Origin of the sequence: Methanosarcina sp. WH1, from assembly GCF_000970005.1 — an archaeon.
Classification (GTDB): domain Archaea; phylum Halobacteriota; class Methanosarcinia; order Methanosarcinales; family Methanosarcinaceae; genus Methanosarcina.
In genome coordinates this window covers 1,614,852-1,639,216 of record NZ_CP009504.1, presented here as the reverse complement: position 1 = coordinate 1,639,216, position 24,365 = coordinate 1,614,852, and the positions used below count along the sequence as shown (strand labels likewise).

Below are 24,365 nucleotides of genomic sequence, written 5' to 3'. Positions count from 1 at the left end.
GTTGATTATCGCATCCAGTCTGTGGATCTCACCACAAGCTTCCTTTACGGTGCTTCTCAACATGTTCATTGCGAGTGCCGTTGCCATTGCTTCCAGCTGGCTGCTTCACTTCTGGCGCAGGCGGGAATTTCTGACTCGCGAGGAAATACAAAAGGCAAGAGTAGAAACTGAGATGCAGCTTATCGAGCGCGAGAAAGCTGAAGAAGCCCTCGAAAAAATTGAAATTGCCCGCCAAAAGGAAATTCATCACCGCATTAAAAATAACCTGCAGGTTGTCTCCTCTCTATTGGACCTTGAGGCTGAGAAATTCAATAATAAAGAATATATAAACAATTTAGAAGTTCTTAAAGCCTTCAGGGAAAGCCAGGATAGAGTAATATCAATTGCCCTGATCCACGAAGAATTGCATGAAGGTGAAGGAGCTGATACACTTAACTTTTCATTGTATTTGCAGAGACTCATTAAGAATCTTTTCCAGATTTACGGGCTTGGAAGTGCCAATATTAACTTAAACATGGATCTTGGAGAAGATATTTTCTTTGACATGGATACAGCAGTCCCATTGGGTATAGTTGTTAATGAACTGGTTTCCAATTCTCTCAAATATGCGTTTCCGGGCAGGGAAACTGGAGAAGTCCACATTGAGCTCTTCAGCGAAGAGGTTGGAAATGAGCCAAATAATAAAGAGCAGCTTACTGGAAAAGATACAAAGTATACTTTAGTAGTCTCCGATAATGGAGTTGGTATTCCCGAAAACATTGATTTTGGAAACCCGGAAACTCTTGGTCTGCAGCTTGTCAGTATCCTTGTCGATCAGTTAGACGGTGAAATGGATCTTGGAAGAGATCATGGAACAGAATTCACTATCCGGTTTAGCAGTATAGAAAAATGAGCCAATTATGGAACTTTTGCTCACGCCCTAAACCCTGCTTCGCTACAGGCTTTATAGGAAGAAGCGTAAAACCCCAAAGTCGTTATCTTCTTTCATCCACTTGATTGATCATCTTTTCGGCTACAGTTACTTTTTTTGGCTACAGTTCCAAAACTTATTCGTATTCCAGACCTGGCAGAAATCCAGGATTGGTCAAAAGTCCCAATCATCACAATTCTTATATACATCAGTTATTATGCCTCTTAAAGTGAAGTGACTTATATGACTGAGAAAAAAATTGACTTTTCTTCACTCAAAAGTAAAGGTTTTCTGCCCCAGAGGCAGGAAAATATGTTTTCAATGCGGCTGAAAGTCGTGAGCGGGAATCTGGATGCTGAAAAACTGCGGGCAATTGCGGATGCAGCCGAGAAATACGGTAATGGATATGTCCACGTAACCTCAAGGCAGCAGATTGAGATTCCTTTTGTCAAACTTGAAGATGCGGAAGAAGCAAGCTATGAGCTTGAAAAACTGGATATTTCAGGAGGCTCTTCCGGAAAGAAGGTAAGAGCTGTAGTCGCCTGCCAGGGGAATACGGTCTGCAGAAACGGGTTGATCGACTGCCAGAACCTGGCATGCCGGATCGATGAAAAATACTTCGGGGAAGCTGTCCCTAAAAAGCTCAAGATTGCAGTAACAGGATGTCCTGCAGCCTGTATGAGACCTCAGGAAAATGACTTTGGGGTCATGGGCACGGTAAAACCTGAAATCCTCGAAGAAAATTGTGTCGGCTGCAAACGCTGTGAAAAGGCGTGTAAGGTGGGGGCAATAAAAGTCCTGGAAGAGAAAGCCCACATAGATACCGAAAAGTGCATCCTCTGCGGAGCCTGTATTGAAGCCTGCCGGAAAGATGCTCTGAGAGCCGAAAAAACCGGATGCACGATCTTTGTCGGAGGCAAAGCAGGACGCCAGCCCAGGCACGGGACAAAGCTTCTTGAGCTTGCAGACGAGGAGCAGCTTTTCTCAATCCTTGAAAAAACCTTTGAGTATTACAGGAGAGAAGGCCTTGATGGGGAGAGATTCGGAGAACTCCTTGAAAGGCTGGGAATTGAAAAATATAGGAAAGAAGTCCTTCCCTCTTAAACAACCGGTTAATTTTCCGACTTTGCCTTCTTTGAAATCCAGATCCCAAGTGCTCCCAGCCCTGCCAGCAGTGCAATAAACTTTATTAGTCCTCCAAGGAAAGGAATTTCATACACTATTGCAAATACAATCGCTCCGGTGAGGTAATATATCATTTTCCCGGCTTCTTTTTTAAAGACCTTAGAGTAAATCATTTCCCCTGCGAGCAGTTTTACCGGTACTGTAGCGATAAGGACTGCGAGGGCCAGCATCAACATCAGCAGGATAGAAAGACTCCACCCGAACATTGTAATTAACAGGATTACGGAGAGGACCGGAACGAAAATAAGGAGCGTTAAGCCCAGCAGTCCGGCTTTCAACGCTGATCCCCTTACAATTTCCGCAAGTCCGGTTACAAAACCCGGGAAAGTATAGATCAGGATAAAGCCCAGGGCAAGAGTTGCCAGCAGCCCCAAAATGAAGGAAAAGATGCCAAAACCTTCAGCTCCACCTGTATACTGGTTTCGCTCTCTGGTTACGGGTACGATGCTCAGGTTTCCCCCTACCTTATCTTCAAGGTCAGAAGGGTAATTTTCGGCTTGAAGTTTAAGGTTCCCTTTAAGCTCAAAGTCCTCTCCTGTCTTGAGTGTCCCGGCAGAAGCTGACCCGTTTCCATTGACGATCCCGTTAAGAGTTACTTCTCCTCCGGCCAGCAGGATATCGCCTTCAACTGCGCTGTTCTTTGAGAGATAAATCTGACCACCGGCTGCTACCAGGTCTCCACCAACATTTCCATTTACCCGAATCGAGCCTCCGGCTGCCATGATGTTGCCTGAAACGTCCCCGTTAACAATTATTTCTCCGCCGGCCCCGGTGAAATCATCTATAACATTTCCGTTTATCTCAAGCCTGGACCCTCCAAGTACCAGGTCTCCCGGGATATCCTGATTGATCTTAAGTTGATCCCCGCCGCCAAAAACGTTTCCTGAGCTCGTATATTTAAGCATGGTTTCTTCATCAGCGGCACCTGCCGAAAAAGGCAGTACGGCAAAAAGTATCATAAATAATATAAGTAGTGATTCCAGCTTCTTTTCCATAAAAATTACCTTCTTTTGTACCATTGAGTCTTTCCGGTTTAATCGAGTCTTTCCGGTTAACCACTCCGATGAATACCAGGATATTCTGGCTGGTATATTCCCATTTGTTGGTATATTCACATTTAATACAATAAATAGGTATGAAAAGCCCTTCGAAAAATAAAAAGGCACTTAAAGATTAAAAATAGGGAGAAAAAGCCTCCAATCAGTGATCTAACCTGTTTCATAACCAGTATTTAGAGAGGCTTTACCAGGAATTGTCATGAATTCTTGAGGCTTCGTACCTGGGCTCTCCTGGTTTTTCTTCTGCCGGATGACCAATTGAGATTATTGAAAACGGGGTCACATGCTCTGGGATCTTAAATAATTCCCGGATATCGGTGATAAGTTTTTCAGCCGGGTAAACTCCTATCCAGACCGCTCCCAGCCCCAGGGCATGGGCAGCCAGTAACATGTTTTCGCTTGCAGCAGAACAGTCCTGAACCCAGAAATCCTTGAATTTCGGAGTATTCCGGTCTGCGCAGATCAGTAATGCAGCCGGAGCGCCTTTTAACATATTTGCATAAGGGTGCATTTCCGAGATTTTTTCAAGGAGATCACGCCTGTCAATTATAATGAAATGCCAGGGCTGTTCATTCCCTGCTGATGGTGCACTCATACCGGCTTTCAAAATCTTCTCAATCATATCCCTGCTGACTGGTTCTGGCAGGTATTTCCGGATGCTTCTTCTGGTTAAAATCGCGTCCATTGTTTCCATAAATATTATTCCCCATTTATTAATGTAGTATTATAACGGATAAACCTTAGTGTTAACCAGTTTTATATATATTAGTTTTATATATAGTAATATCTGCATTTAATTATATATATTTAACACGGCTTTTTTTGAATCTGTTTTAGACTTGGTTTCTGAAATTGAAACAAAAATAGTAAGAATTGATAATAATTCTAGCAAGTTACTTTGCAAATAAATGTATAAAAATAAATAAAATATATTTTAAAATTTATTTAGTTTTAGTTTATTTAGGTTTACCAGTGAGGACTCTTAAGATACAGCTCGTTTTGAGTAGCTATGACCGGAGAAAACTACGGCCGGTGAAAAGCAGGACGAAAAAAAACAAAAACAAAAACAAAAACAAAAACAAAAACAAAAACAAAAACAAAAACAAAAACAAAAACAAAAACAAAAACAAAAACAAAAACAAAAAATTAATAAATATCTGCCCAATCAACAGTATAAATAGTATAAATAATTCCCATGACTCCCGGAATGGGTTTAAAAATACAGCATAAAAAATTCTAAATTTTGGTGATCCCCTACATGAAAAGAAAATTCCAATCAGGAAATAACTATCTAGTTTTGTATGACTGCGGTATTGCCTTCCTATGCTATAAAGATTCCTCCCCTGTAAAATGCGATTATTACGAAAGTGGAAACCTCATAACAATTTGATTAGAAGGGGATACAATGCAGATGAGGGTAGAAGGAAGGGGTGTTATTTCGGTTATCGGTGGCAGATGGGAGGAAGTTTATCCTTTTGAGGTTGCAGCGTGATATATGAGTCTTTTTGTTAGTTTCTGGGTTTTAGATTGGTTGCAGTCAATAGCTAACGGAATTAATGACAAATTTTAATGATCCCAGAAGATATTAAAAAGTCTCTAAATTGGAGCCAGAGTCCGGAATGTGAACTTGAAGATGCTTCATCTTCACGTAATTTGAGAGATAAAAAAGGTAGGGCTGTGAGTACTTTCATTTGTTTGTGCCTGTTATTTGGAAAATTTCATACACGTTTTTACTTGAATATAAAAACAGTTTCGGGGTTAAGAAAAAGTATCATTTCAGATCGTAACCTGCTTCTAAGTGTTATCCAGGATCCCTACCTGCGGTTGGTTTAATATTGTTTTTGACTTAACCTAAAACGGAAACAGATCTCGGACAATAGAAGTAAGGACAATAGAAGTAAGAACAATAGAAGTAAGGACAATAGAAGTAGGATAATAGAAGTAAGGACAATAGAAGTAAGGACAATAGAAGTAAGGACAATAGAAGTAAGGACAATAGAACTAAAGAGATGCGCTGATCAGATATCAAAGTTAACCTTTAATACCTCACACTGCGGCATATTTTTAATTTGGACACCCTCCAGTGTTCCTGTTACTTCCAGACTATCAAATTCATTTGAACCGCATAGTACATCCTGATTCGGGTGCGTGCCAGGTGTGATATTGCAGTTCAGCACAGTCTTTTTACCAGCCGAGACTACGATTGGAAGCCTTGGTGACGCAGGATGTTTTTTTGGAAGAACTATTAATGGGGACCTGATTTCCCGAATCATGAAGAGAACGCATTTAAGCCCTTTTTCAGTTTTCTCATCCACCGAAAGCGCAGAAGCAACAATCAGGTCATGGGGTTCCAGTCCGAGTACAATCTCTTCGTTCTCAGTTTCCAGAAAGAACTGCCCACTCGGACCTGCTTTCACAATAGCCACTGTTCCTGCCGTTCCGCGCAGGAGAAGCATTTCACTTTCCTTCAGTGAAATTTCTTTAGAAGAGGTCGATTTTTCCATTTTAAAAATAATTATTTAAAAAATCCAGTTGATCATCAGGATTCTGCTACATTTTAGGATTCTTCTACATTTGTAGACTGGCAGGAAGGACATTTCACATTTTTGCCAATACCTTTAAATTTATTTCCACAGTCCTTGCATGCATACTGTTTAAACGGCAATTTTCCTTCCATATCGATATCAAAAGAGTCTCCAACACTACACATACTTATTACCTCATGGTTTTATCAAGGGGATTACTATAATGATATAACCCCTTATTATTTCTCGTATTTATACAATTAATATCTTTCCATATCTATTCCCAAGCAATTTCTGACCTCAGTTCTCTCATCAGGGCAATCCTCATCAGGGCAATCCTTTTCAAAAAAAATTAAAAATTAAGAAATAATTAAGAAATGTAAGTAGAGGCCCACTCAGGCCTTTTCGGTGGGTTTGCCTCCAGCATTTCTCTCCATTTTTCATCGGTCAGGCGGTCGGACATGGGCTGTTTGAACTCGTAATAGCTGAAGACCGGACCTGCCCCGATAAGGATCCTGTCGTCCGGAAGTTTATACGCAACTACTAGCATGTCCACGTATCCAACCCCTTCTTCGAGTACGTTTTCTGTGTTGCCGTCGGTATGGACATCAGCTACAACTGTAGTTTTTCTGGCTTTCTCATCGACATCAGCTATAACCCCATCAAGCTGGTCCCCGAAATTCTTGATGAACTCGTAGTCTTCTTCTGTCAGTTCTTCGTTTTTGAGTTCCTTTTCCGAAATTGCCTGAAGCCTGGAAATTATAGTTTCAAGGTATGTAAGCCTTGTTTTTGATGTCGGATCAAGCACACCCATTTCATCCAAGCCCTGGTTTGTCATCTTCGTTAAGGCAAGCAACCTGGCGTAAAAGTCAGGGACTGGTTCTACATAGCCTACAACCGGTTTTTCTTCAGGAGGCATGGGCATAGATGTTTCAACTATGGTGTAACTCTGTTTGGCATAGAGAATTGTGTCATGCCTGAGTTCGGTCCAGGAAGCCAGTGAGGTGCTCAGTTCCTTGTCCTGCCAGGCGTCGGTCTGCATGAAGGTAGGGTATCCTTCTCCATGGTCCTTCAGGAGGGGCTGAAGGGAATAGAGCCAGGACCAGTAGAGGTTCCTGTTCCACTCAGCTGTACTAAAGTTCGAAAGCTCCGAATCCAGTTCCTCATACCGGACACTGTAATTTTCGTAGCTTGAATCGTTCAGCTCATCGAGCCAGTAAACTGCTCTTTTCGAGCCCAGGAGAGCCATTGCGTCAAGCCCGCGCGGGAAGCCGCGGATAGGCCTTCCGGCTCCTGAGATTACATAAGTGAAGGGTTCATCCCTCTCCCCCTGATATTCGCCTGTGTAGGCTCCGACCAGGTTTGAGAACATGTAAGAGTCCGGGATGAAACGCTGCCCCATAAAGCGGAAACCTGTGGTATTTTCGAGGCATTCGTCAGCCTGCTCCGGGGTGAAGGGTGGTTCCAGGATACAGTTTCCTGTGCCTCCGTAGATTTGCGGACCCTGGTTTTCGGCAAGTACAGCCTTTAACTCCTCTACTGCTGTTTCATTAAACTTCCTCTCTCCATTGTCAAAGACCTGGTCCATGGCTTCAATGTATTCGTAAGGTCCGAGGTCATCGGAAAATCCCACGTAAAAAGCCGTAACTCCGTAGATCCGGTCCCAGTTTTCAAGAAGTTCAGGTGAGTTTTCGAGCCGAGAAGAAATCCGACTTCCCTGGATAGTCTGGATGCGGGCATCTTTTGCAGGGTCCTTGGACTCTATCAATCTGTCCTTCAGGAGCATGCTCATCCGGCCGTGCCACATAAAGGCTCTGAAGTAGTTTTGCAGCTTCTCGGAGCGGGTATAGTGGCCTCTTGGCACGTACTGGGAATAATCTTCTTCGTACTTGAAAATAGGAGAGGTCGCAAAACCTCCGTGGGCTTCGATAAGAGCCAGTTCGGCTTCAACCTCTTCTTTTACAAACGATGGGACCTCAAAATGATATTTTTCTGCTGAACCTGTAGGGAAAAGAGCCTCATCAACAAAGCCGTAAGGATCTTCTACTGCCTGTACCTGTGAGGGCTTCGGCTGGAGCAGATTCAAAGCAACCGCAAAGTAGGCTGCATTTCTTCTTGCGGCTTCCTTTTCTTCATCGGAAGAACTGTTAAAAACATTGTTAGAAGCACTGTTATATTCTTCGACCGAGCTGTTCAGCAGAGCAAGGTCGGTCTCCCAGAGAGTATCATAAAATTCCTTTTCCTCGATCTGGCGCAGGGTCTCGTCAAACTGGATGTGGTAGAGGTGCAGAAGGGAGTCCGTGGTGATAAAAACAGGAATTTCCTCTTCCTTGAGGGTCACGTACATCGAAGTAATGTCTTCTTCTGAGGAGTCGTAAGGGTTTTCTATTACCACAAAACCATTGTTTTCCAGCATTTCAAGCGCTGATTCGTCCAGAGGGATTCTTCCTGAAAAGGCTGCGTAATTGGAGATTTTATCCATTTCCAGGGGCAACTCATAAGAAGGCGCTTTTAACTCGACGTCGAGGGCTTCCAGACTGTAATTTATCGGCAGGTAAGCCCCCTGCCCCAGAACCCTCGAGTAAATTACGGCTTCGGTTTTGAGCACACCTGCGGTGTAGCCGGATGTGTCCTGTCCTGCATCCTTTCCGGAGCAACCAGCAAAAAAAACAAAAAGCAGAAGCATCAGGTAGACTGATACAAATTTGGTTCTCGGATCCATTCTCGATACCTTGCAAAACCAGTAAAAAATAAATTAACGTAAAATATTAAGTATTTAGTACGTAAAAAAACGAACCCTCTCTTTTTCTGTCATTCGTGAGGGCTCAGAGGGTCAATTCTGAAAAGCAGGATCATAAATAACGTAGCAACAGCTCCTGAGCTCAAAAGAAGTGGGTCTCTGGTAATATTCAAAAGTGTTCCTGCAATTAGCAATAAAGCCCCTATAAACAGTAGAATTCGGAGTTTTCTGTTCAAAAATATTCTCCCCGTTTAGTTCCCATTTTAGTATATTGAGTTTTCAAATTATTCGTTTAAAACATTAAAATATACCCTAATTCCCTATCATTAATTGTTTCTCTTTAGTTATTTATTTTTCCATAAATAATTTATTTCTTCATTAATATTCAAAACCATTTTGAAGTTATGTTTTGAAACAGACAGTATAATGATGATGAAAATGATAATGTCATCTGTTTATTGAGGTCTCCATGGAAAACCAACCCCAAAAGATAAGGGTTTATATTTATTTATAAAGTAAAAACAAAGTTGAGATATTTTCAGAGAAAAAAGTTGACTATTTCCTGCAAAAAAAATAGAAAATAACTGACTGAATATTAATAAAAATTTAAGAAAGTAATTATTAGTTAAAAGGAAAAGAGATTAACGTCCTCGTGGAAGCCCACGGCAGGAGAACAAAAAACAGGTTATGCTTGATGATATCGACGATGTCAGGATAATCACCATAAGGCCTGCGTTTAAAAATTGGTTGATCTATTCCGGAATCCAAGAAGAATTTTTCAGTTTTCTCTCCCTGAGCCGCCCGGTGCTTGGGCTGACCTGCCTGAAAGACCAATTTGTTTGAATCGGACTCTTGTGCCATATCGAAAATAAATTAAATGGTCGTCAGACACCTTATAGAGGGATCTCTGCACTCGAAAAGAGAAATTAGAATATATTAAAAATAGGCATATATAGATCTATAGATTATATAGAGCAGCCTAAAATATATGGAAAACATAAAATATAATGAAATGGTCTGGAATACCATAAGAGACATGGATTTAAGAAAAACGGGTGAAGACTCCATAAATCAAGAATAAAATGGAAGAAATCTGAGGCATCATAGCAATTATGGATCTAGCAATTATGCATCATAGCAATTACAGCAATTTTGGAGTTAAAAATCTCTGGAGTAAGGAAAAAAAATGGATTTACTTGTCATAGCTATTATTCTTGCAGGCTTGTACATGGCCTGGAACATAGGGGCAAACGACCTCGCAAATGCTATGGGGACTTCAGTAGGAACGGGTGCCCTAACAATCAAGCAGGTCATTGTCATTGCCGCTGTGTTTGAATTCCTGGGTGCCGTATTCTTTGGGAAACGAGTTACCTCGACAATTGCAAAAGGGATCGTTCCCATTGATATGATCAGCCGCGTTCACCCGGATATCGTGGTGTTGGGGATGCTGGCTGCAATTCTTGCCGCAAGTTTCTGGATAACGCTCGCAACCTTTTACAACCTCCCCGTCTCAACCAGCCATTCAATTGTTGGTTCTGTGCTCGGCTTCGGGTTGATTGCAGCCTATAAAGGAATTATCTCTTTTTCTGACATTCACTGGTCTGCTCTTCTAAAAATCGTTGCCAGCTGGTTTATATCTCCGGTTTTTGGAGCTATTTTTGCGTTTCTGATCTTTTCTATTATAAGGAACCTCTACCTTCACAGGGCTTCAGATATGCCTGGCGTTGAGAAAAAGTTCATATTCTTACAGCTCATAACTGCCTGTTATATCGCATTTGCGCATGGGTCAAACGATGTAGCAAATGCTGTAGGTCCTCTCTCTGCCGCGCTTAACGTGATGAAAATAACAGGGACAGTAACAGGGACAGGAACCGAAGTCCCGATCTGGGTGCTTGTAATGGGAGGCCTCGGCATGGTAATAGGCATGGCAACCTGGGGCTATAAAGTGGTCGAAACCATAGGGTCAAAGATCACGGAACTCACCCCAACTCGAGGCTTTTCCGCACAGTTTGCAACTGCCTCGGTGGTTCTGTTACACAGTTACAGCTCCCTTCCGATTTCAACTACCCATACCCTTGTAGGTTCGGTTATTGGTGTAGGGCTTGCAGGAGGGCTTGCAGCCGTTGACCTGGGCGTAATCTGGAGGATTATTTCTTCCTGGATAGCAACAGTCCCCATAGCTGCCCTTACATCGGCAATAATTTTTGTGGGGCTAGAGGTGATCTTATTATGAAAGACTACATCCGTTCCGTACTCGACGTGGTCGCAGATTCTCCCTTCGTCCCCCTCGAAATGCATGCTAAAAAAGGGGTGCTTGCAGTTGAGAAGCTCGCTGAAGCGATGGACGCTTATTGCAAAGGAGATCAGGCACTTCTTAATGAGCGAACTGACGAAATCGATAAGTTGGAACATGATGCCGACAAAATCAAACAGAAAATAAGAGTAAGCATACCCTCCTCCATCAGGCTGCCGGTGAACAAAAAGGACCTCCTTTCTTTCCTCAAGCAGCAGGACTCTATCGCTGACTTTGCACAGGCTTCAGCCTATTGGATGACCCTGCGCTCCTGCAAAGACCTCCCTGAGGAGATCAAGGAAGGCTTCCTGGAACTCATGGCAGCCTCCCTGAAAACCGCCAGGATGTATAACGAGCTTGTGGGAGAACTTTACAAGCTGCTTGCAACATCTTTCAGCAAGGAAGAAATAAAAGAAACAATGCAGATCATCCCTGAGGTAGAAAAGCTGGAACATGATGTGGACGTGCTTGAGACAGCTCTCTTAAAAAAAATCTTCGAACACGAAGAGGCTCTTGGAGGGGCTGGTGTCTGCCATCTTATAGGACTTGTTGAAAGAATAGGAGGCATTGCTGATAAGTCCGCAAGTGCAGCTGACCGGCTGAGATCCATGATCGTCAGAAGGTAAGTTTCCTTTTTGAATTTTATCTTCCATTCTATTTTAAAATTTTTTCCAAACTCTACAGATCTATTGTAATTTATAGTTACAGATCTATTGTAATTTATAGTATATCTATTTCAGTACCCGGAGCTGGAAGCTTTCAGTTATCTTTCCATGCGCCGCGCAGGGCCTGGGCCGGCCAGTCATCCAGATAATAAGTGCCTGACAGGAAGACACCCCAATTAAGGGAGAGAAAGTGCTGAAGAAAAATCCCCAGGGCTGAAAGAATACTTTCCTTAACTTCCAGGAGCCTGTTTTTCAAATTAACAGGGAAATACAGGCGCTTCCGCCAGCTTATCTGAAGGAGCCGCGAAAAAAGAAAGAAAAACAGATTTGAAAGAGAAATAAGACCAAAACTTCTGCAGTTTTGACTTGTTTCTTTATTCAGGCATTATAGGCGTCATAGATCTGTGCGACCCATACAACCATTCCCATTAAAATCCCTATTCCGATAATGCTCATGAATGCGCTGATTAACAGGGCTGCCCAGACGCCAAGTGCCTTGGATACTTGCCCTTTTACAAGCTGGCCCAGGCCGGGAATGAAAAAAGAAAATAGTGCTGGAACGCCGTGTGTTTTTTTGTAACTCATAAATTTACCCTCCATTATTTATAACAAATATGCTGAATAAATGTTAATAACTAAAAATATTCGTTACCTTAATTAATTTGTTTGATTATTAAAACTTGAGGTAATAAGTTATTAAAAACACCGGTAAGCCCGAACCAAAACGCTCAAAGAAAGTTATGATCCGCAAAAAGCAAACCGAAAAACCCTTTGAATGGGACCCACCTGCTCCTTCAACAGTCTATATTAAAATCAAAAATATTCCTTATGAAACTTTCAAAACAAGGCTAAACCAGGGGCTGGTTACTACAGAGCTTGACCAGATACGGTACCGTCTGGAGAGGCACATCTACTGTTGCGGGGTCTGTTCAAAATACATAAACGGGTACTGTATAATCACTAACCTACGGACTGAGCCAAGATGGATCTGCAAATCCTTCGTGCCAAAAGAGGAGTTTATACATCTTGATTCTAGGCCTGACCGGGGAGATTCGGCAGGGTTCAGGTACCTCTCAGAAACCGGGCTAGAAAGAGACAAGACCAAAAGTGAAAGAAAAGCCGGAAGCCCGGAAAGTAGAGAGACGGAAGACATCTATGAAGAAGGTGTGGCTCTTTACAGACAGGGAAGGCTGAGGCTCGCGCTCAAAGCTTTTGACCGTGTGCTTGAAGCAAAACCTCTGGATTTTGCAGCCCTGTTCCATAAAGGAAATTCCCTGTTAAAACTCAAACGCTATGAAGAAGCTCTTGAGATCTTCGAAAGAGCCTCGAAAATTAACTCTGATAATGCAGGGCTCTGGACTAACCTGGGGTTTGCCCTAACAAAACTTGAGCGCTTCCGAGAAGCTCTTGAGGCTTTCGAGAAATCGATTTTCCTGAACCCTGTGCAGAAACACGCATGGGAAGGCAAAGATGCAGTGCTCGCCCGGATACACCTCTGTGAAGAAAAACTCCTTGAATCTGAAAAAACCCTGGAAATAAATCCTGATGATCCGGATACCCTGTTTGAAAAAGGGAAACTCCATCTCAGGCTTGGAGAACAGGAAAAAGCTGTGCAGTCTTTTAAAAAAGCCCTTGAAATAAAACCTGAAAATGCCAAAGCTTGGCAGCTCCGGGGAAAAATCCTCTTTAAAGCCGGTTCGGAAAAAGAGTCTCTGCACGCTTTTGAGAAAGCAACCCGTCTTAAACCCGATTACCCCGAAGCCTGGTATGAAAAAGGAAAGGTTTTCCTGAAACTTGAAAATCTGAGAGGTGCAGAAAATGCTTTTAAGATTGCAGCTGACCTCTGGGAAAGTAAAGGGCTCAAAGCAAAAGCTGAAGATGCCCGTGAAAAAATAAATCGACTGGGCTCAGGGAACGCGTAAATTTTTCTGGACTTTTTTCCTTTAACGGAATTTATTCCTTAAACTCCTACTTATTATGCATTTTGTTTTTTGTAATTTATCCAATAAGTTTCCTGGTTTCTGAACAATATCAACCGATTGACCAGAGCAGCCTCCCTGAAGTTCACAGATAAGCATGAGTGACATAACGCCGCATCATCCTGTGGCTGTTGAAATAATATGCAACCATACCTATTGAGTTGTTAATCAGTTTAAACCACTCATCTTTACGGTCGTAATACATGGGGACGATAATGTAGTAAAGTTTGTTGTAAAGATCATCAAGCTCAGAGAGTCTGGCCTCTTCTACGGAAAAATGTTCTTCGGGCTGAGGTCCTATGGACCAGCCAGTAACCCCTTCAATCCACCCTTCAATCCACCAGCCGTCAAGCACGCTAAAATTTACGACCCCGTTATGGGCAGCTTTCATGCCACTTGTGCCCGAAGCTTCATACGGACGAGTTGGAGTGTTCAGCCAGAGGTCAACTCCGGAAACCATTTTTGCGGCCAAATCCATATCATAATTTTCCAGAAAGATGATCTTGATCTCGTCCCGGAGCGTTTTTATTATTTTGAAAATATCTCTTATAAGCTGCTTTCCAGCCTCATCATGCGGATGGGCTTTGCCTGCAAAGATAAGCTGAATCCTACCCTTCCTGTTCACCTTTCTGAGCCTTTCGAGGTCAGAGAGGATTAAGGTTGCGCGTTTATATTCCGTCATACGCCGTGCAAAACCTATTGTCAGGGTCTCATAGTCCATACCTACCCCTGTTCTTTTGTTAACCTCATCTATAAGCGCTTTTTTCGCACTCCAGTGGGCTTCCCAGATCTCGTCATCCGGGATTCCTCCGATCCTTACCAGGAGTTCAGGTTCATTTGCCCAGCCAGGCAGATATCGGTCAAAAAGTTGCCTGAAAAAAGGAGATGTCCAAGTATAGGAGTGGACACCGTTTGTTATTGCCTGGATTGAATATCCTGGGAAGAGTTCGTTTGAGGTCCGGCTGTGCCTTTTTGTGACTCCATTGACGTAGTTGGACAGGTTAAGGGCAAAAAGGCTCGTATTAAAACGGTCCGCCCCTCCAAACCTTCTTAGTATGCCCACATCGTTTTTATCCCGGAGCATGTCTTCCACAAGCCCATAATCGAACTTGTCATGCCCGGCTTCTACAGGAGTGTGGGTGGTAAAAATACAGAGGTCTTTTACTTTCATAGCGTCTTTGCCATTGCACTTTAAAAGTTCCAGGGCGAGCAGGCTTGAATGTCCTTCATTCATATGGTATTTTCGGATTTTAAAACCCATTGCCTCAAGCATCCGCACTCCCCCTATCCCGAGCACTATTTCCTGCTTGAGCCTGTAGGTATGGTCACCCCCATAAAGAAAATCTGTGATCCCGCGGTCTTCCCATGAGTTTCCTTCTACATTGGTATCGAGGAAAATTATGGGTACGCAGCCCCCTGTCTGGCTCTTGCAGTTATAGCGCCATGCCTGGATTTTAACCTCTCTGTCCTGAATTTTAACGCTCACTTCCTGCGGCATTTTGGTCATAAAACATGAAGGGTTCCACTCTTCGATTTGTTCGGTCTGGTTCCCTACGAAGTCAAGGCACTGCCTGAAATATCCCTTATTGCTAACCAGAGTAACTGCAACAAGCGGAACTTTAAGGTCTGAAGCCGAGCGGATTGTATCGCCTGCGAGCACCCCAAGTCCTCCTGCATATGTAAAGATTTCATTGCTAAGTCCTATCTCCATGGAAAAATAAGCTATTTTTTGACCTTTCAATACTCCTTGAAAACCATCGTCCATATCTGTAAATCCCTCTGTCTTTATTTTAGCACAGATATATTTAAAAAAATCTCTGGTAATCATTTTTAGTAACTGTCTTTGATTACTATCTCATTATTTACTCTAAAAATTATATTTACGGAGATGTCTCTGGTGATATATTAAATTGACCTACTGAATTGACTAAAAAAGTTAGATAAAAACTTAAGAAAGCTGGCAGAATTACCCGGACATCTGGTTTTTTATTGCCCTGTTGATAGCTTCAGAAAGTTTTTCAGGAACCTGAGAACCAATCATCAGTTTTTTTACCTTGCCCCCCTCCTCAAATTCGAAAAGCACGCCTCTGTTGCCTTTTGCATTATATGCAGTCCCTTTTAACCCGTAGCGTATGCCCCAACCTCCGTAATCCCTTATCGGACTGTAGGTCATGACTTCGTAACTCTGGATAATCGCTAAAGGAAAGAATCTGAAAGAAAAATGCAGCGGAAAAAATCGGACATACAGACCATCCTTCCTGACTTCGGTGATCATTTTGAGGGAATAGAAAAAAAATGGGAAAAGAACCCCTAAAACCAGCAGTAAACCAAGCATCATCCAGTCAGGAGCAGGATTATTCCCAAAAGGTCTCCTGAGAAAAAGCTGCTGGTAAGCGCCGTACCAGGAAACAAATGCTGGAACCCCAACAACAAGCCGGACCCACACCTGATCCATCTTCTGAACTTCTCTAAAGAGAACTGGATTACGTATCCCGCTCATTCCTTCTGTTGCGCAGTACATTATTCCGGTTTCCGAATATTTAATTAATACTTTATTATCATTTCATATAAATTTAGAGGATTTTTTCGAAAATATTATAAAAAGAGTTATGAGAAAACTATGTAAAAGTTTTTTAGAGAAATTGTATGGTATAATCCAGCAAAAGTGAAATGTCCAGCAAGAGTAAACTGGAATAAGGAGTGGTAAGAACTAAAAAAGAAATTTTTAAAAAGATTTAAAAAAATGGAGAAAAATGGTTTTTAAAACCCAAGTTTCTCCATTTCCTTCAAAATAGGTGCACTGAAATCCGTGAAATTCTGAATCCCGCCGGTCCAGGCAGCCATCATCATAGTATCTGAAATTTCAGCTCGTGTGGCTCCGAATTTATGAAGCCTTTCCAGGATCTTGACCGCGCTTTCAGTGTTGTTGTTGGAACAGGCGATAGCAAAGACCATCAAATGTTTCTGTTTCATGGAAAGCCCGCCTTCTCTCTCAGACCAGACGGCTTTATAAAAGCCTGCAAGCCCTTCGCCAAAATCTTCATTTATCTTTTCAGCGTAAACAACAGATCTGGGTAAAAAGCCCTTTACTTCTTTGATTGCTTGGATATTCTGCCCCATAATAATCAATATGTGATAGGCAAGGATCGGATATAACAGTATCTCTTAACACATCTCTTATTAGTTTCCACACTCACTTACAAAACATTGAAATATTTTATATAAAAAATGAATAATAAATAACGAAAAATAATAATAGATGACGAAAACTTGATTTGCTTTTTAAAACAATTACTTCTATATTGCTGGATAGACACAATCACAGGGACAAAAAATGTTATACCGCAAATTAGGAAACACGGGCGAAAAGGTCTCGATTCTCGGCTACGGCTGCATGAGGCTTCCAGTTCTCGACGACGCGCCCGAGAAAATAGACGAGGAAAAGGCAACCGAGCTCCTCCGCTACGCCATTGACCATGGGGTAAATTACGTTGACGCTGCTTATTCCTATCACGGCGGGATGGGCGAAGTTTTCCTGGGAAAAGCCCTTGCCGACGGCTACCGGGAAAAAGTCCTCCTTGCAACCAAGCTCTCCTGCAAACGCGTAAACTGCAAAGAGGACATGGACCACTTTTTAAACGAGCAGCTTGAAAAGCTCCGGACGGACTACATCGATTTCTACCTCCTGCACGCCGTAAAGAAAAGCTACTGGGAGAAAATGAAGAAATTTGGGGTTATAGAGTTCCTGGAAAGAGCTCGTGCAGCAGGGAAAATCAAATACACCGGTTTTTCCTTCCACGACGAGCTGGAGACCTTCAAGGAAGTCGTTGACGCCTACCCCTGGAACCTCTGCCAGATCCAGTTAAATTACCTGGACGAAGACTTTCAGGCAGGAATCGAAGGCCTGAAATACGCAACTGAAAAGGGGCTTGCAGTCGTGGTCATGGAACCCCTGCGCGGCGGAAACTTGGCTTCAAAGGTTCCGGAAGAAACCAAAAAGGTATGGGACCGTGCCAAAATCAAAAGAACCCCTGCAGAATGGGCTTTTCGCTATCTCTGGGACTATCCCGAAATCAGTGTTGTCCTGAGCGGGATGTCGAAACAGGAGCACCTGAAAGAAAACCTGAGAATTGCAGAAGAAGGGCAACCTAACTCCCTTTCAGCCGACGAAAAAAGCCTGATCGCAGAAGTTAAGGAGATTTACAGGGCCCGGACAAAGGTCAACTGCACTGGCTGCAGGTACTGCATGCCCTGCCCCTCGGGAGTTAATATCCCACGGAACCTCAGTTATTTGAATGACATTTATATGCTTGATGATGTGGAAAATGCCAGGTTCCAGTATGGGGTCCTTCTGTCACCTGAGGAAAAGGCAAGGAACTGCGTTGAGTGTGGGGAATGTGAGGAGGTTTGCCCGCAGAATATTAAGATAAGGGAGATATTGAAGGAAGTGAAGGAGTTTATGGAGGGGTGAAGAGCAGACCCTCTATTTTTTGATGTTCTTTCTTTTCACAAAAGAAAAAATATTTAAAAAAAGGAATCTGGTCCCTAAGCCACTCCTATGGTTTTCATCCCTTTCTCAGGCTATTCCTGCTTTTTTCTTCTCCCGGAGGGTGTCCATCATCACAATCATGGGCGGAAAAACCACAAAAGTGACAAAGATTGCCAGGCAAACATCAATGACAGTAACAAGCCCGAAATTGCTCAGGATGGGGAAAGGGGAGAAAATTAGGGCTGAAAACCCAAAGACCGTTGTAGCTCCCGAAGCTATCAAAGCTGAGCCGGTGGTTGTCATTGCCTGGTTAATTGCTTCCACAGGAGTCATGCCGTTTTCCTTTTCCTCAAAGTAACGTTCCATCATCAGGATAGAATATTCGGACCCCACACCCAGGATAAGGGCTCCAAGCACCGCGGTCATTGGTGTGTATGAAAGACCCAACTCGGACATGACGAGGCCTGACCAGCCCACTACAATAAACATGGGGACAATAGGGGAGAAGGCTTTTATGTAGTTCCTGTAAACCACAAGCAACCCGAGTAACACCAACACTATTCCAAAAATAGTCATAAAGACCCTCCCACTTGTAAGGGCACTGATGATGTCAATCATCGCCACACTTTGACCGGTAATAATTACATTAACTTCGGGGGGCGGCTGAAGCCATTGTATATCTTTATCTACAATGTCTCTTAGTTCTTTAATGCCTGTTATCTCGAGGTTATCCATAGCTTGCCCTATATCAAGGTTAATCGTCAGCAACTGGTTGCCCTGTATGTATTCTTTTTTCTGGCTTTCCGGGATTTCCTCATATATTTTCTGAATTTCTTCAGAGGTTTCAGGTATATTACCTCCGTTTTTTTCCTTTAAAAAGTCTACAATACTCGTAGCCTCGTACACATGGCCCCGGTTTTTAACTTCATACTGGCAAAACTTATCCATCCACTTCAAAATTTCCGGGTCACTGTTATCTTTTACTTTAAGGATAATATTCAGATGATCGCCCGTCCCGGAAATCAAATTTTGCATTTGTTTATAATGTACAAGGGAAGGCATATCCTGGGGAATGAAAGTATTTGTGTCGGTCTGGATAGGAACTGACTGGTCTGCATAAATCCCCGCAAAACATGTAAGCAGGGAAATTACCAGGATAACCTTTGAATGTTTTATGGTAAAGTTTGCAACCTTCATAAGAACTCTTTCAAGGGCTTTGGCTTTCTGAACCTTTGCCACAGAAGAATTTGAAGGATCAATTTCGGTATGGATTTCTTCTTTTTTCTTCTTAAACAGCCTAAATGGATTCTTCCTGGAAATCCAGTCGAAACTATAAAGGGTTACCAGTCCGAAAAAGAGCGCAGAGATGTAACACATGAAAACCCCTATCATCAGCAGTTTCCCAAAATCCTGGATCATGGGTATGGTGGAAGTAAAAAGGGGGATAAAGCCAAGAGCAGTCATTGTCAGGGCTATCAAAACGGCAGGACCTGTATGTTTTATGGTGTTTACAAGGGCTTTTTCTGGACTTTTTCCAGCATGGATTTCTTCTTCCATCCTGTTATGGAACTGGATCGCATAGTCAATCCCCAATCCTATTAGAACAGGAAAAGCTGCCATAGAGACCATTGTCATGGGCACTCCTGCATAGCCCATAACCCCAAAAGTAAAAAGAACTCCCAGCAGCACAATAGGCAGGGGAAGCAGCCCCCACCTTACATGCCTGAAGACCAGGAAGAGCACGACAATCATCAAGAGTGAAGATATCCCGAGCAAGATGCCCATGCTCTGGCTTATCTCTTTGTTAATATCAAGTCTCAGGGAAGGGGAACCAGTAACAACGAGTCCGTAGCCGGGGGGAAAAACGGCTTCTTTCAGGGAAATGTCCAGGGCATTAAGGATGTCTTCCCTCTGCGTGTCAGTTGAACTGCCTGCGACTTTGATCACAAGGACCATATGAGTATTGTCAGGCATGAGTGATTCAAACGCCTCCGGCTGGATATTAAGTATATCCAGGACTTCCCTATCTGAATCCGGAATTTTTGCCCTTCCGGAGACTTTGTAATTGATTTGCTTTATCAGAGTAGCAGGACTTGTGACAGACAGAACTCCCGGGACAGGCAGCATATTATGTTCCAGCCTGTCTGCAGCTTTCATAACGGCCGAAGATTTGACTTCAGCTCCCTCAACCATTACTATAATGTTCTCGGTCTGAAAATTTTTCTTGAAAAGGTGATCATAATCCTTATATAGTTGGGTGTCTCTGGAGACAAAAGTTTCCGTCCCTGAAGCCATCTCAATCATCTGTGCCCCTTCAACGGACAGCAAGATCAGAAGGAACATAATGGCAATTATACTTGGGCGGTTACTCTGGATAAAAACCCCTAATTTTTCGAATATGTTTTTTATGGCAGTACCCCCTTGTAGGCTACATTAACTCTTTTTAGTTCTGAACAGTCTTTGTTTTGGATATTTGTTGCATGAGTTTTCAGATATCACTGGAATGCTCTAATTTTGTGGAATTCAGGTTTTATTCTGGATTCAGGCTTTATTCTGGATTCAGGCTTTATTCTGGAATATCATAAGCATCATTAGCAGTTTTTCAGAAAAAAAAATCCACAGCCACAGCTAGTCAAAACTGATTTTTCCATGAAAATAATTCAAATAATTTTCCAAGTATCGTGAAATCTACTGAGGAAATTCAGCTTAGATTCCAGCTTAGATTAGCATTGAATCTCTAATAATCAGATCAGGATGCTTTTCATAGGACCCCCTGAAAAAGTGCTTTCTCAGATCCCCGGGTACAGAGGATCAAGTTCTGTAAATATAGTATAAGGAGAATCCATCAAATCAGGCCAAATGCTTGAATCCGTTCTTTTGGATTTTATTCTTTTAAGGATCAATTTCATGCTTCCTTTACGGATTCGATTTTTCTCATGATCCGCACCTCTGTTTTAAGGCATTCTTCATAATCTTTGATGTCCTGTTCCTCAAGATGTCCCATAAGAAAAGCGTCAACTTCCCCCATTTTCTTGTTAAGGATCTCATAGTACCTTTTCCCTTTTTCAGTAAGGGAGACCGGAACTCTCCTGCGGTCATTTGGGTCTATTCTTCTCCTAACAATATCTTTATTCTCCAGGGAATCTATCATCCTTGAGAGGCTACTCCTGTCCAGATTCATACACAGGCCAAGATATGAAGGGATTATTTCTCCTGCTGTGCCAATTATTATTATGGCAAGAGGCTGTTGTTTGCTGAGTTTTTCGAGTTCGTCCAAGCCGGTTCTTGATATTTTTTGATAGACTTTTCTTTCGAACAATTTGTTGAAAAGTACTGTCCTTTCAAGCATCAACAGCCTGATTTCTCTAATTTTATAATCTTCTAACATGTTTCCTCCAGGACGCCATATATGTAACTGCAGAGTATAGATGCAAGGCTGCCATAGCCATATAGCCATATTACAGCGTCGGTCTATACGCGCCTGAGGATTTTCTTTATTTTTATATAATGAAAACTTACTTTTTGACAGCCACAACTGATGTAATTATAAATAATTGATAATTACAACTAAATAATTAAATTAATTGATAATTACAACTAAATAATGAGATTATATTTAAACATATCGTATTATATAAAAAGCATAAAAAAATATTCAAAAGGTATTATGATTCGTGAACTACCCCGCCTTAGAGTTAAAAATAAGCTGGCTCCAAAAAGCAAGGCTGAGAGTAAAATCAGGCTACAAACAGGATGACACCAATCCCAATAAAATAACCTCTATGATTGAAAAGACAACGATTTGTTTTCCTGACCCTCGTTCCCCTTTATACTCCGCAAGTTCTTCCCTCATCTTTTCTGCCTGAGCGTTATCAATAGTGCCTTCATCCAGCCATTTCAGGATAAGGTCTTCATCGAATATATGCAAATTATATCAATATGTTCTATATACTTTTTTTCAGGCACATAAACTCCCGATTCCTTTTCTTATTTGAAAACAAGCTGAATACTTTTCTTATTCAGATTCCTTATCTTATTCAGATTCCTTATTTTATTCAGATTCCTTATTTTATTCAGATTCCTCCGTAACTCTTATATGTATCTGAAACCTTGAGGGCATCAGATTAGTTTCATATGAAACTATATTCCAAATCGCCTTGATCTCAAAACAAGCTTCTCAGCTTTGGAAAAAGGGTGAATAAAAGGGAGGATAAAATTATGGAAGACCCAAGAGCAATCTGCGGCCCGATCGCCCACATCTACCGGAGCCACCTGGTATACATGGCAAAGGAACTGGAAGCTTACCGGATCGGAAGTGGACAATTTGATTTTTTAATGGTTTTATACCGCAAAGACGGCATCTCTCAGGAAAACCTTGCAAGAAGTTTGAAAGTAAGCAAAGCAACAAGCACAAGGGCGATCCAGAGCCTGGAAAGAGAGGGATATGTGTACAGGCAGAGGGACAAAGATGACCTCCGGGCTTACAAAGTTTACCTGACTGGAAAAGGAAAGGAAATAAGAGGTGTCGTCCTTGAAAAGCTGATTTCTTTTGTCGATACTCTCCTTTCGGATTTCACCCCGGAAGAAAAAGAAATATTCAGGCAGCTGGTACAAAAAGCTTCAAGAAAGCTCCTTGAACCCGGGTTTGAGCCTCCGGTACTGGTGGAAGAAACTGCGGATCAGAATAGAGATCTGGGTAAAGAGCAGAACATGGACCAGAACATAGATCAGAACATGGACCAGAACATAGATCAGAACATGGACCAGAACATGGACCAGAACAGGTATCAGGACAAAAAGGAGTAAAAAATGGAAGAAAAAAGTGATATTCTGGGAAAGGAAGATGTCAAAAAGCTGCTCTTCAAGCTTTCTCTCCCCGGAATCATTGCAATGATAGTCCAGGCTTTCTATAATGTTGTGGACACTTTTTTCGTGGCAAAAGCGTACGGGGCAGAGGAGAGCATTCTTGCAATCGGTGGGCTTACGATTGCTTTTCCGATCCAGATGATCCTTATAGGAATTGCCGTTCTGCTGGGGACCGGGAGTGCGTCTGTTATCTCTAGAGCCCTTGGGGCAAAGGAAATTGAAAGGGCGAGAAGAGCCCTTGGAAATGTCTATTCTGCCGGGCTTGTAACGGGTGTGCTGATTTTTGTATTCAGTTTTTCGGACTTTTCCCCGGTCCTGAAAGCGTTCGGAGCAACGGAAGGAATAATGCCCTACGCCGTTGAATATATACAGGTCATACTGGCCGGGGCAATTACCTGCATCCTCGGGATATCCATTCAGAATATCGTCCGTGCGGAAGGAAACGCCCGTTTTTCCATGAACGCAATGCTGCTTGGGGCTGGACTGAATATCGTGCTTGACCCCCTGCTAATCTTCGGATTAGGGATGGGAGTCCGGGGGGCTGCAGTTGCAACCGTCTTTTCCCAGGGTGTGTGTGCCCTCTGGCTTCTGCATTATTTCCTGGCAGGAAAAAGTGCCATTCACTTCGGCTTTGAGATGTTGAAACCCGATCCGGGAATCCTTAAAGAGATCACAGCTATAGGGGCAGGACCTTTTGTGATGGACATTTCACAAAGTGTTAATATGATTTTTGTAAACGCTGCTCTTGCAATTTACGGGGGAGATGTCGCAATTGCCGTTTACGGGCTTATTTTCCGGCTTTTCTCGTTTGTCTTTATGCCCCTTATTGGCCTGTCCTTTGGCCTCCAGCCGATTGCAGGCTACAATTACGGGGCAGGCAAACCAGAAAGAGTGATCAAAGCCGTAAAAATTGCTGCTCTGGGAGCAGTTTCTTTCGGGACCATAGGTTTTATGGTCATGTTTCTTTTCCCGCAGAAGCTCCTTTCCATCTTCAGTTCCGACCCGGCACTTCTGGACCTTGGAAAAACCGCAATGAGGATTTTCGTTCTAGGGATACCTCTGGTGGGCATTAATATAATTGGGGCAACTTTGTTCCAGGCCCTGGGGCGGGCAAAGCCTTCTTTTATTCTTTCGGTCTCCCGTCCCATCCTCTTCTTTTTGCCCATGGTGCTCCTCCTTCCGCGGCTCTATGACCTCAATGGGGTCTGGGTGGCGTTTCCGGTTGCAGACCTGATGGCTGTTGTCCTGACTCTTTATTTTCTTTTCAGGGAACACAGGATTTTCCAGCAAATTTCCGGTCTGGAAAATGCAGGAATAGAGAATTCCAGTTAATTTGAATTGGAAACATGACCCGAACTTATATACAAAGATTGAACTTTAATCAGGGACCATAATTTTCCCGTTAAATTTGCAGGTGAACTTGTGACAATAAATGTAAACAGATACAAATGTGGTTACTGCGGTGCCTGTGTAGGGGTCTGCCCTCGCGGAGCCCTCGAACTCGTAGAAACCTGGGTGGAAGTAGATGAGAATACATGCACATCATGTGGTATATGCGGTCGAATCTGCCCTGTGGGAGCAATTGAATTAGTGAAATAAAGTAGGAAACCTGGCATAGGAAGTAGACAGAACATAGTAAGGAAACAGGAAATGAG

At 42.7% G+C, this 24,365-nt stretch carries 24 protein-coding genes and 1 pseudogene; 11 read left to right on the top strand and 14 right to left on the bottom strand.

Translation table 11 applies throughout. The features are described from left to right. Nucleotides 1-178: 178 nt before the first annotated feature. Nucleotides 179-892 (top strand): annotated as a pseudogene (locus MSWH1_RS19965) (sensor histidine kinase); the annotation flags it as partial. 261 nt (nt 893-1,153) lie between these two features. Next, nucleotides 1,154-2,014, top strand: coding sequence for a 4Fe-4S binding protein (locus MSWH1_RS07250; RefSeq protein WP_048127347.1), 861 nt, complete (start codon nt 1,154-1,156; stop codon nt 2,012-2,014). 8 nt (nt 2,015-2,022) lie between these two features. Here the strand turns inward: MSWH1_RS07250 and MSWH1_RS07245 are convergent, their stop codons facing one another. Continuing rightward, nucleotides 2,023-3,090: a hypothetical protein gene (locus tag MSWH1_RS07245; RefSeq protein ID WP_048130289.1), complete on the bottom strand. Its 1,068-nt coding sequence runs from the start codon at nt 3,088-3,090 to the stop codon at nt 2,023-2,025. A 247-nt stretch (nt 3,091-3,337) separates the two neighbouring features. Continuing rightward, the gene (locus MSWH1_RS07240; RefSeq protein WP_048127345.1) at nt 3,338-3,847 is read right to left on the bottom strand and encodes a nitroreductase family protein; all 510 of its coding nucleotides are present in this window, start codon (nt 3,845-3,847) and stop codon (nt 3,338-3,340) included. Nucleotides 3,848-4,185: 338 nt separating this feature from the next. Between MSWH1_RS07240 and MSWH1_RS07235 the strand changes: the two genes are divergently transcribed. Further along, nucleotides 4,186-4,383, top strand: a complete 198-nt coding sequence (locus MSWH1_RS07235; protein ID WP_048127343.1) for a hypothetical protein — start codon at nt 4,186-4,188, stop codon at nt 4,381-4,383. A 788-nt stretch (nt 4,384-5,171) separates the two neighbouring features. Here the strand turns inward: MSWH1_RS07235 and MSWH1_RS07230 are convergent. The 4 genes from MSWH1_RS07230 to MSWH1_RS18940 all read right to left on the bottom strand — a co-directional run bounded on the left by MSWH1_RS07230 (nt 5,172) and on the right by MSWH1_RS18940 (nt 8,654). Next, nucleotides 5,172-5,657 carry a hypothetical protein gene (locus MSWH1_RS07230; protein WP_048127341.1) on the bottom strand — a complete coding sequence of 162 codons (486 nt, stop codon included), beginning with the start codon at nt 5,655-5,657 and terminating at the stop codon, nt 5,172-5,174. A gap of 53 nt (nt 5,658-5,710) precedes the next feature. Further along, nucleotides 5,711-5,863 (bottom strand): hypothetical protein, encoded by a 153-nt coding sequence (locus tag MSWH1_RS19605; RefSeq protein ID WP_197074043.1) that lies wholly within the window; start codon nt 5,861-5,863, stop codon nt 5,711-5,713. A gap of 185 nt (nt 5,864-6,048) precedes the next feature. Next, nucleotides 6,049-8,400: a DUF3160 domain-containing protein gene (locus tag MSWH1_RS07225; RefSeq protein WP_048127339.1), complete on the bottom strand. Its 2,352-nt coding sequence runs from the start codon at nt 8,398-8,400 to the stop codon at nt 6,049-6,051. A gap of 89 nt (nt 8,401-8,489) precedes the next feature. Then, nucleotides 8,490-8,654 (bottom strand): hypothetical protein, encoded by a 165-nt coding sequence (locus MSWH1_RS18940; protein WP_156148101.1) that lies wholly within the window; start codon nt 8,652-8,654, stop codon nt 8,490-8,492. A gap of 451 nt (nt 8,655-9,105) precedes the next feature. Here MSWH1_RS18940 and MSWH1_RS18935 point away from each other — a divergent pair, with 451 nt between their 5' ends. The 3 genes from MSWH1_RS18935 (at nt 9,106) to MSWH1_RS07215 (ending at nt 11,337) form a co-directional block, all read left to right on the top strand. Next, complete coding sequence (locus tag MSWH1_RS18935; RefSeq protein ID WP_156148100.1) at nt 9,106-9,261, top strand: hypothetical protein; 156 nt, start codon at nt 9,106-9,108, stop codon at nt 9,259-9,261. A gap of 343 nt (nt 9,262-9,604) precedes the next feature. Beyond that, complete coding sequence (locus MSWH1_RS07220) at nt 9,605-10,651, top strand: inorganic phosphate transporter (protein ID WP_048127337.1); 1,047 nt, start codon at nt 9,605-9,607, stop codon at nt 10,649-10,651. Continuing rightward, the gene (locus tag MSWH1_RS07215; RefSeq protein WP_048127335.1) at nt 10,648-11,337 is read left to right on the top strand and encodes a TIGR00153 family protein; all 690 of its coding nucleotides are present in this window, start codon (nt 10,648-10,650) and stop codon (nt 11,335-11,337) included. Before MSWH1_RS07220 ends, MSWH1_RS07215 begins: the two co-directional genes overlap by 4 nt. A 133-nt stretch (nt 11,338-11,470) precedes the next feature. On the opposite strand, the gene MSWH1_RS18930 is transcribed toward MSWH1_RS07215, so the two are convergent. Together MSWH1_RS18930 and MSWH1_RS07210 are read right to left on the bottom strand one after the other, a co-directional pair. Further along, nucleotides 11,471-11,632 carry a hypothetical protein gene (locus MSWH1_RS18930; RefSeq protein WP_156148099.1) on the bottom strand — a complete coding sequence of 54 codons (162 nt, stop codon included), beginning with the start codon at nt 11,630-11,632 and terminating at the stop codon, nt 11,471-11,473. A 122-nt stretch (nt 11,633-11,754) separates the two neighbouring features. Next, on the bottom strand, nt 11,755-11,961 hold the full coding sequence (locus MSWH1_RS07210) for a hypothetical protein (RefSeq protein ID WP_011021873.1): 207 nt from the start codon (nt 11,959-11,961) through the stop codon (nt 11,755-11,757). A 155-nt stretch (nt 11,962-12,116) separates the two neighbouring features. Here MSWH1_RS07210 and MSWH1_RS07205 point away from each other — a divergent pair, with 155 nt between their 5' ends. Continuing rightward, nucleotides 12,117-13,298 carry a tetratricopeptide repeat protein gene (locus tag MSWH1_RS07205; protein WP_048127333.1) on the top strand — a complete coding sequence of 394 codons (1,182 nt, stop codon included), beginning with the start codon at nt 12,117-12,119 and terminating at the stop codon, nt 13,296-13,298. Between the two features lie 142 nt (nt 13,299-13,440). Here the strand turns inward: MSWH1_RS07205 and glgP are convergent, their stop codons facing one another. The 3 genes from glgP to MSWH1_RS07190 form a co-directional block, all read right to left on the bottom strand. Further along, entirely contained in the window at nt 13,441-15,120 is a 1,680-nt protein-coding gene (gene glgP / locus MSWH1_RS07200; protein ID WP_048130288.1) for an alpha-glucan family phosphorylase, read from the bottom strand. A 201-nt stretch (nt 15,121-15,321) separates the two neighbouring features. After that, nucleotides 15,322-15,876: a DUF6141 family protein gene (locus MSWH1_RS07195; protein WP_052722650.1), complete on the bottom strand. Its 555-nt coding sequence runs from the start codon at nt 15,874-15,876 to the stop codon at nt 15,322-15,324. Between the two features lie 239 nt (nt 15,877-16,115). Continuing rightward, nucleotides 16,116-16,475, bottom strand: a complete 360-nt coding sequence (locus tag MSWH1_RS07190) for a carboxymuconolactone decarboxylase family protein (RefSeq protein WP_048130286.1) — start codon at nt 16,473-16,475, stop codon at nt 16,116-16,118. A gap of 214 nt (nt 16,476-16,689) precedes the next feature. On the opposite strand from MSWH1_RS07190, the gene MSWH1_RS07185 reads away from it, so the two are divergent. Further along, on the top strand, nt 16,690-17,826 hold the full coding sequence (locus tag MSWH1_RS07185) for an aldo/keto reductase (RefSeq protein WP_048127331.1): 1,137 nt from the start codon (nt 16,690-16,692) through the stop codon (nt 17,824-17,826). A gap of 105 nt (nt 17,827-17,931) precedes the next feature. On the opposite strand, the gene MSWH1_RS07180 is transcribed toward MSWH1_RS07185, so the two are convergent. The 3 genes from MSWH1_RS07180 to MSWH1_RS07170 all read right to left on the bottom strand — a co-directional run bounded on the left by MSWH1_RS07180 (nt 17,932) and on the right by MSWH1_RS07170 (nt 21,772). Further along, nucleotides 17,932-20,253 carry a hydrophobe/amphiphile efflux-3 (HAE3) family transporter gene (locus tag MSWH1_RS07180; protein WP_048127328.1) on the bottom strand — a complete coding sequence of 774 codons (2,322 nt, stop codon included), beginning with the start codon at nt 20,251-20,253 and terminating at the stop codon, nt 17,932-17,934. Nucleotides 20,254-20,749: 496 nt separating this feature from the next. Further along, on the bottom strand, nt 20,750-21,232 hold the full coding sequence (locus MSWH1_RS07175; protein WP_048127326.1) for a MarR family winged helix-turn-helix transcriptional regulator: 483 nt from the start codon (nt 21,230-21,232) through the stop codon (nt 20,750-20,752). A 354-nt stretch (nt 21,233-21,586) separates the two neighbouring features. Then, a complete protein-coding gene (locus MSWH1_RS07170) occupies nt 21,587-21,772 on the bottom strand; it encodes a hypothetical protein (RefSeq protein WP_048127324.1) in 186 nt (61 codons plus the stop codon). A 290-nt stretch (nt 21,773-22,062) separates the two neighbouring features. On the opposite strand from MSWH1_RS07170, the gene MSWH1_RS07165 reads away from it, so the two are divergent. From MSWH1_RS07165 to MSWH1_RS07155, 3 genes are all read left to right on the top strand, one after another. After that, nucleotides 22,063-22,650: a MarR family winged helix-turn-helix transcriptional regulator gene (locus MSWH1_RS07165; protein ID WP_082088057.1), complete on the top strand. Its 588-nt coding sequence runs from the start codon at nt 22,063-22,065 to the stop codon at nt 22,648-22,650. 3 nt (nt 22,651-22,653) lie between these two features. Then, nucleotides 22,654-24,042 carry an MATE family efflux transporter gene (locus tag MSWH1_RS07160; RefSeq protein WP_048127322.1) on the top strand — a complete coding sequence of 463 codons (1,389 nt, stop codon included), beginning with the start codon at nt 22,654-22,656 and terminating at the stop codon, nt 24,040-24,042. 90 nt (nt 24,043-24,132) lie between these two features. Continuing rightward, nucleotides 24,133-24,309 carry a 4Fe-4S binding protein gene (locus MSWH1_RS07155; protein WP_048127320.1) on the top strand — a complete coding sequence of 59 codons (177 nt, stop codon included), beginning with the start codon at nt 24,133-24,135 and terminating at the stop codon, nt 24,307-24,309. The last annotated feature ends 56 nt before the right edge of the window (nt 24,310-24,365 follow it).

Excerpts from the sequence above, each read along its gene's own strand:
- MSWH1_RS07220 (WP_048127337.1), top strand. The coding sequence starts at position 9,605 with ATGGATTTACTTGTCATAGCTATTATTCTTGCAGGCTTGTACATGGCC.
- MSWH1_RS07210 (WP_011021873.1), bottom strand. The coding sequence starts at position 11,961 with ATGAGTTACAAAAAAACACACGGCGTTCCAGCACTATTTTCTTTTTTC.
- MSWH1_RS07195 (WP_052722650.1), bottom strand. The coding sequence starts at position 15,876 with ATGTACTGCGCAACAGAAGGAATGAGCGGGATACGTAATCCAGTTCTC.
- MSWH1_RS07245 (WP_048130289.1), bottom strand. The coding sequence starts at position 3,090 with ATGGAAAAGAAGCTGGAATCACTACTTATATTATTTATGATACTTTTT.
- MSWH1_RS07190 (WP_048130286.1), bottom strand. The coding sequence starts at position 16,475 with ATGGGGCAGAATATCCAAGCAATCAAAGAAGTAAAGGGCTTTTTACCC.
- MSWH1_RS07205 (WP_048127333.1), top strand. The coding sequence starts at position 12,117 with ATGATCCGCAAAAAGCAAACCGAAAAACCCTTTGAATGGGACCCACCT.
- glgP (WP_048130288.1), bottom strand. The coding sequence starts at position 15,120 with ATGGACGATGGTTTTCAAGGAGTATTGAAAGGTCAAAAAATAGCTTAT.
- MSWH1_RS07225 (WP_048127339.1), bottom strand. The coding sequence starts at position 8,400 with ATGGATCCGAGAACCAAATTTGTATCAGTCTACCTGATGCTTCTGCTT.
- MSWH1_RS07240 (WP_048127345.1), bottom strand. The coding sequence starts at position 3,847 with ATGGAAACAATGGACGCGATTTTAACCAGAAGAAGCATCCGGAAATAC.
- MSWH1_RS19605 (WP_197074043.1), bottom strand. The coding sequence starts at position 5,863 with ATGTGTAGTGTTGGAGACTCTTTTGATATCGATATGGAAGGAAAATTG.
- MSWH1_RS07230 (WP_048127341.1), bottom strand. The coding sequence starts at position 5,657 with ATGGAAAAATCGACCTCTTCTAAAGAAATTTCACTGAAGGAAAGTGAA.
- MSWH1_RS07160 (WP_048127322.1), top strand. The coding sequence starts at position 22,654 with ATGGAAGAAAAAAGTGATATTCTGGGAAAGGAAGATGTCAAAAAGCTG.
- MSWH1_RS07250 (WP_048127347.1), top strand. The coding sequence starts at position 1,154 with ATGACTGAGAAAAAAATTGACTTTTCTTCACTCAAAAGTAAAGGTTTT.
- MSWH1_RS07215 (WP_048127335.1), top strand. The coding sequence starts at position 10,648 with ATGAAAGACTACATCCGTTCCGTACTCGACGTGGTCGCAGATTCTCCC.
- MSWH1_RS07175 (WP_048127326.1), bottom strand. The coding sequence starts at position 21,232 with ATGTTAGAAGATTATAAAATTAGAGAAATCAGGCTGTTGATGCTTGAA.
- MSWH1_RS18935 (WP_156148100.1), top strand. The coding sequence starts at position 9,106 with ATGCTTGATGATATCGACGATGTCAGGATAATCACCATAAGGCCTGCG.
- MSWH1_RS07165 (WP_082088057.1), top strand. The coding sequence starts at position 22,063 with ATGGAAGACCCAAGAGCAATCTGCGGCCCGATCGCCCACATCTACCGG.
- MSWH1_RS07185 (WP_048127331.1), top strand. The coding sequence starts at position 16,690 with ATGTTATACCGCAAATTAGGAAACACGGGCGAAAAGGTCTCGATTCTC.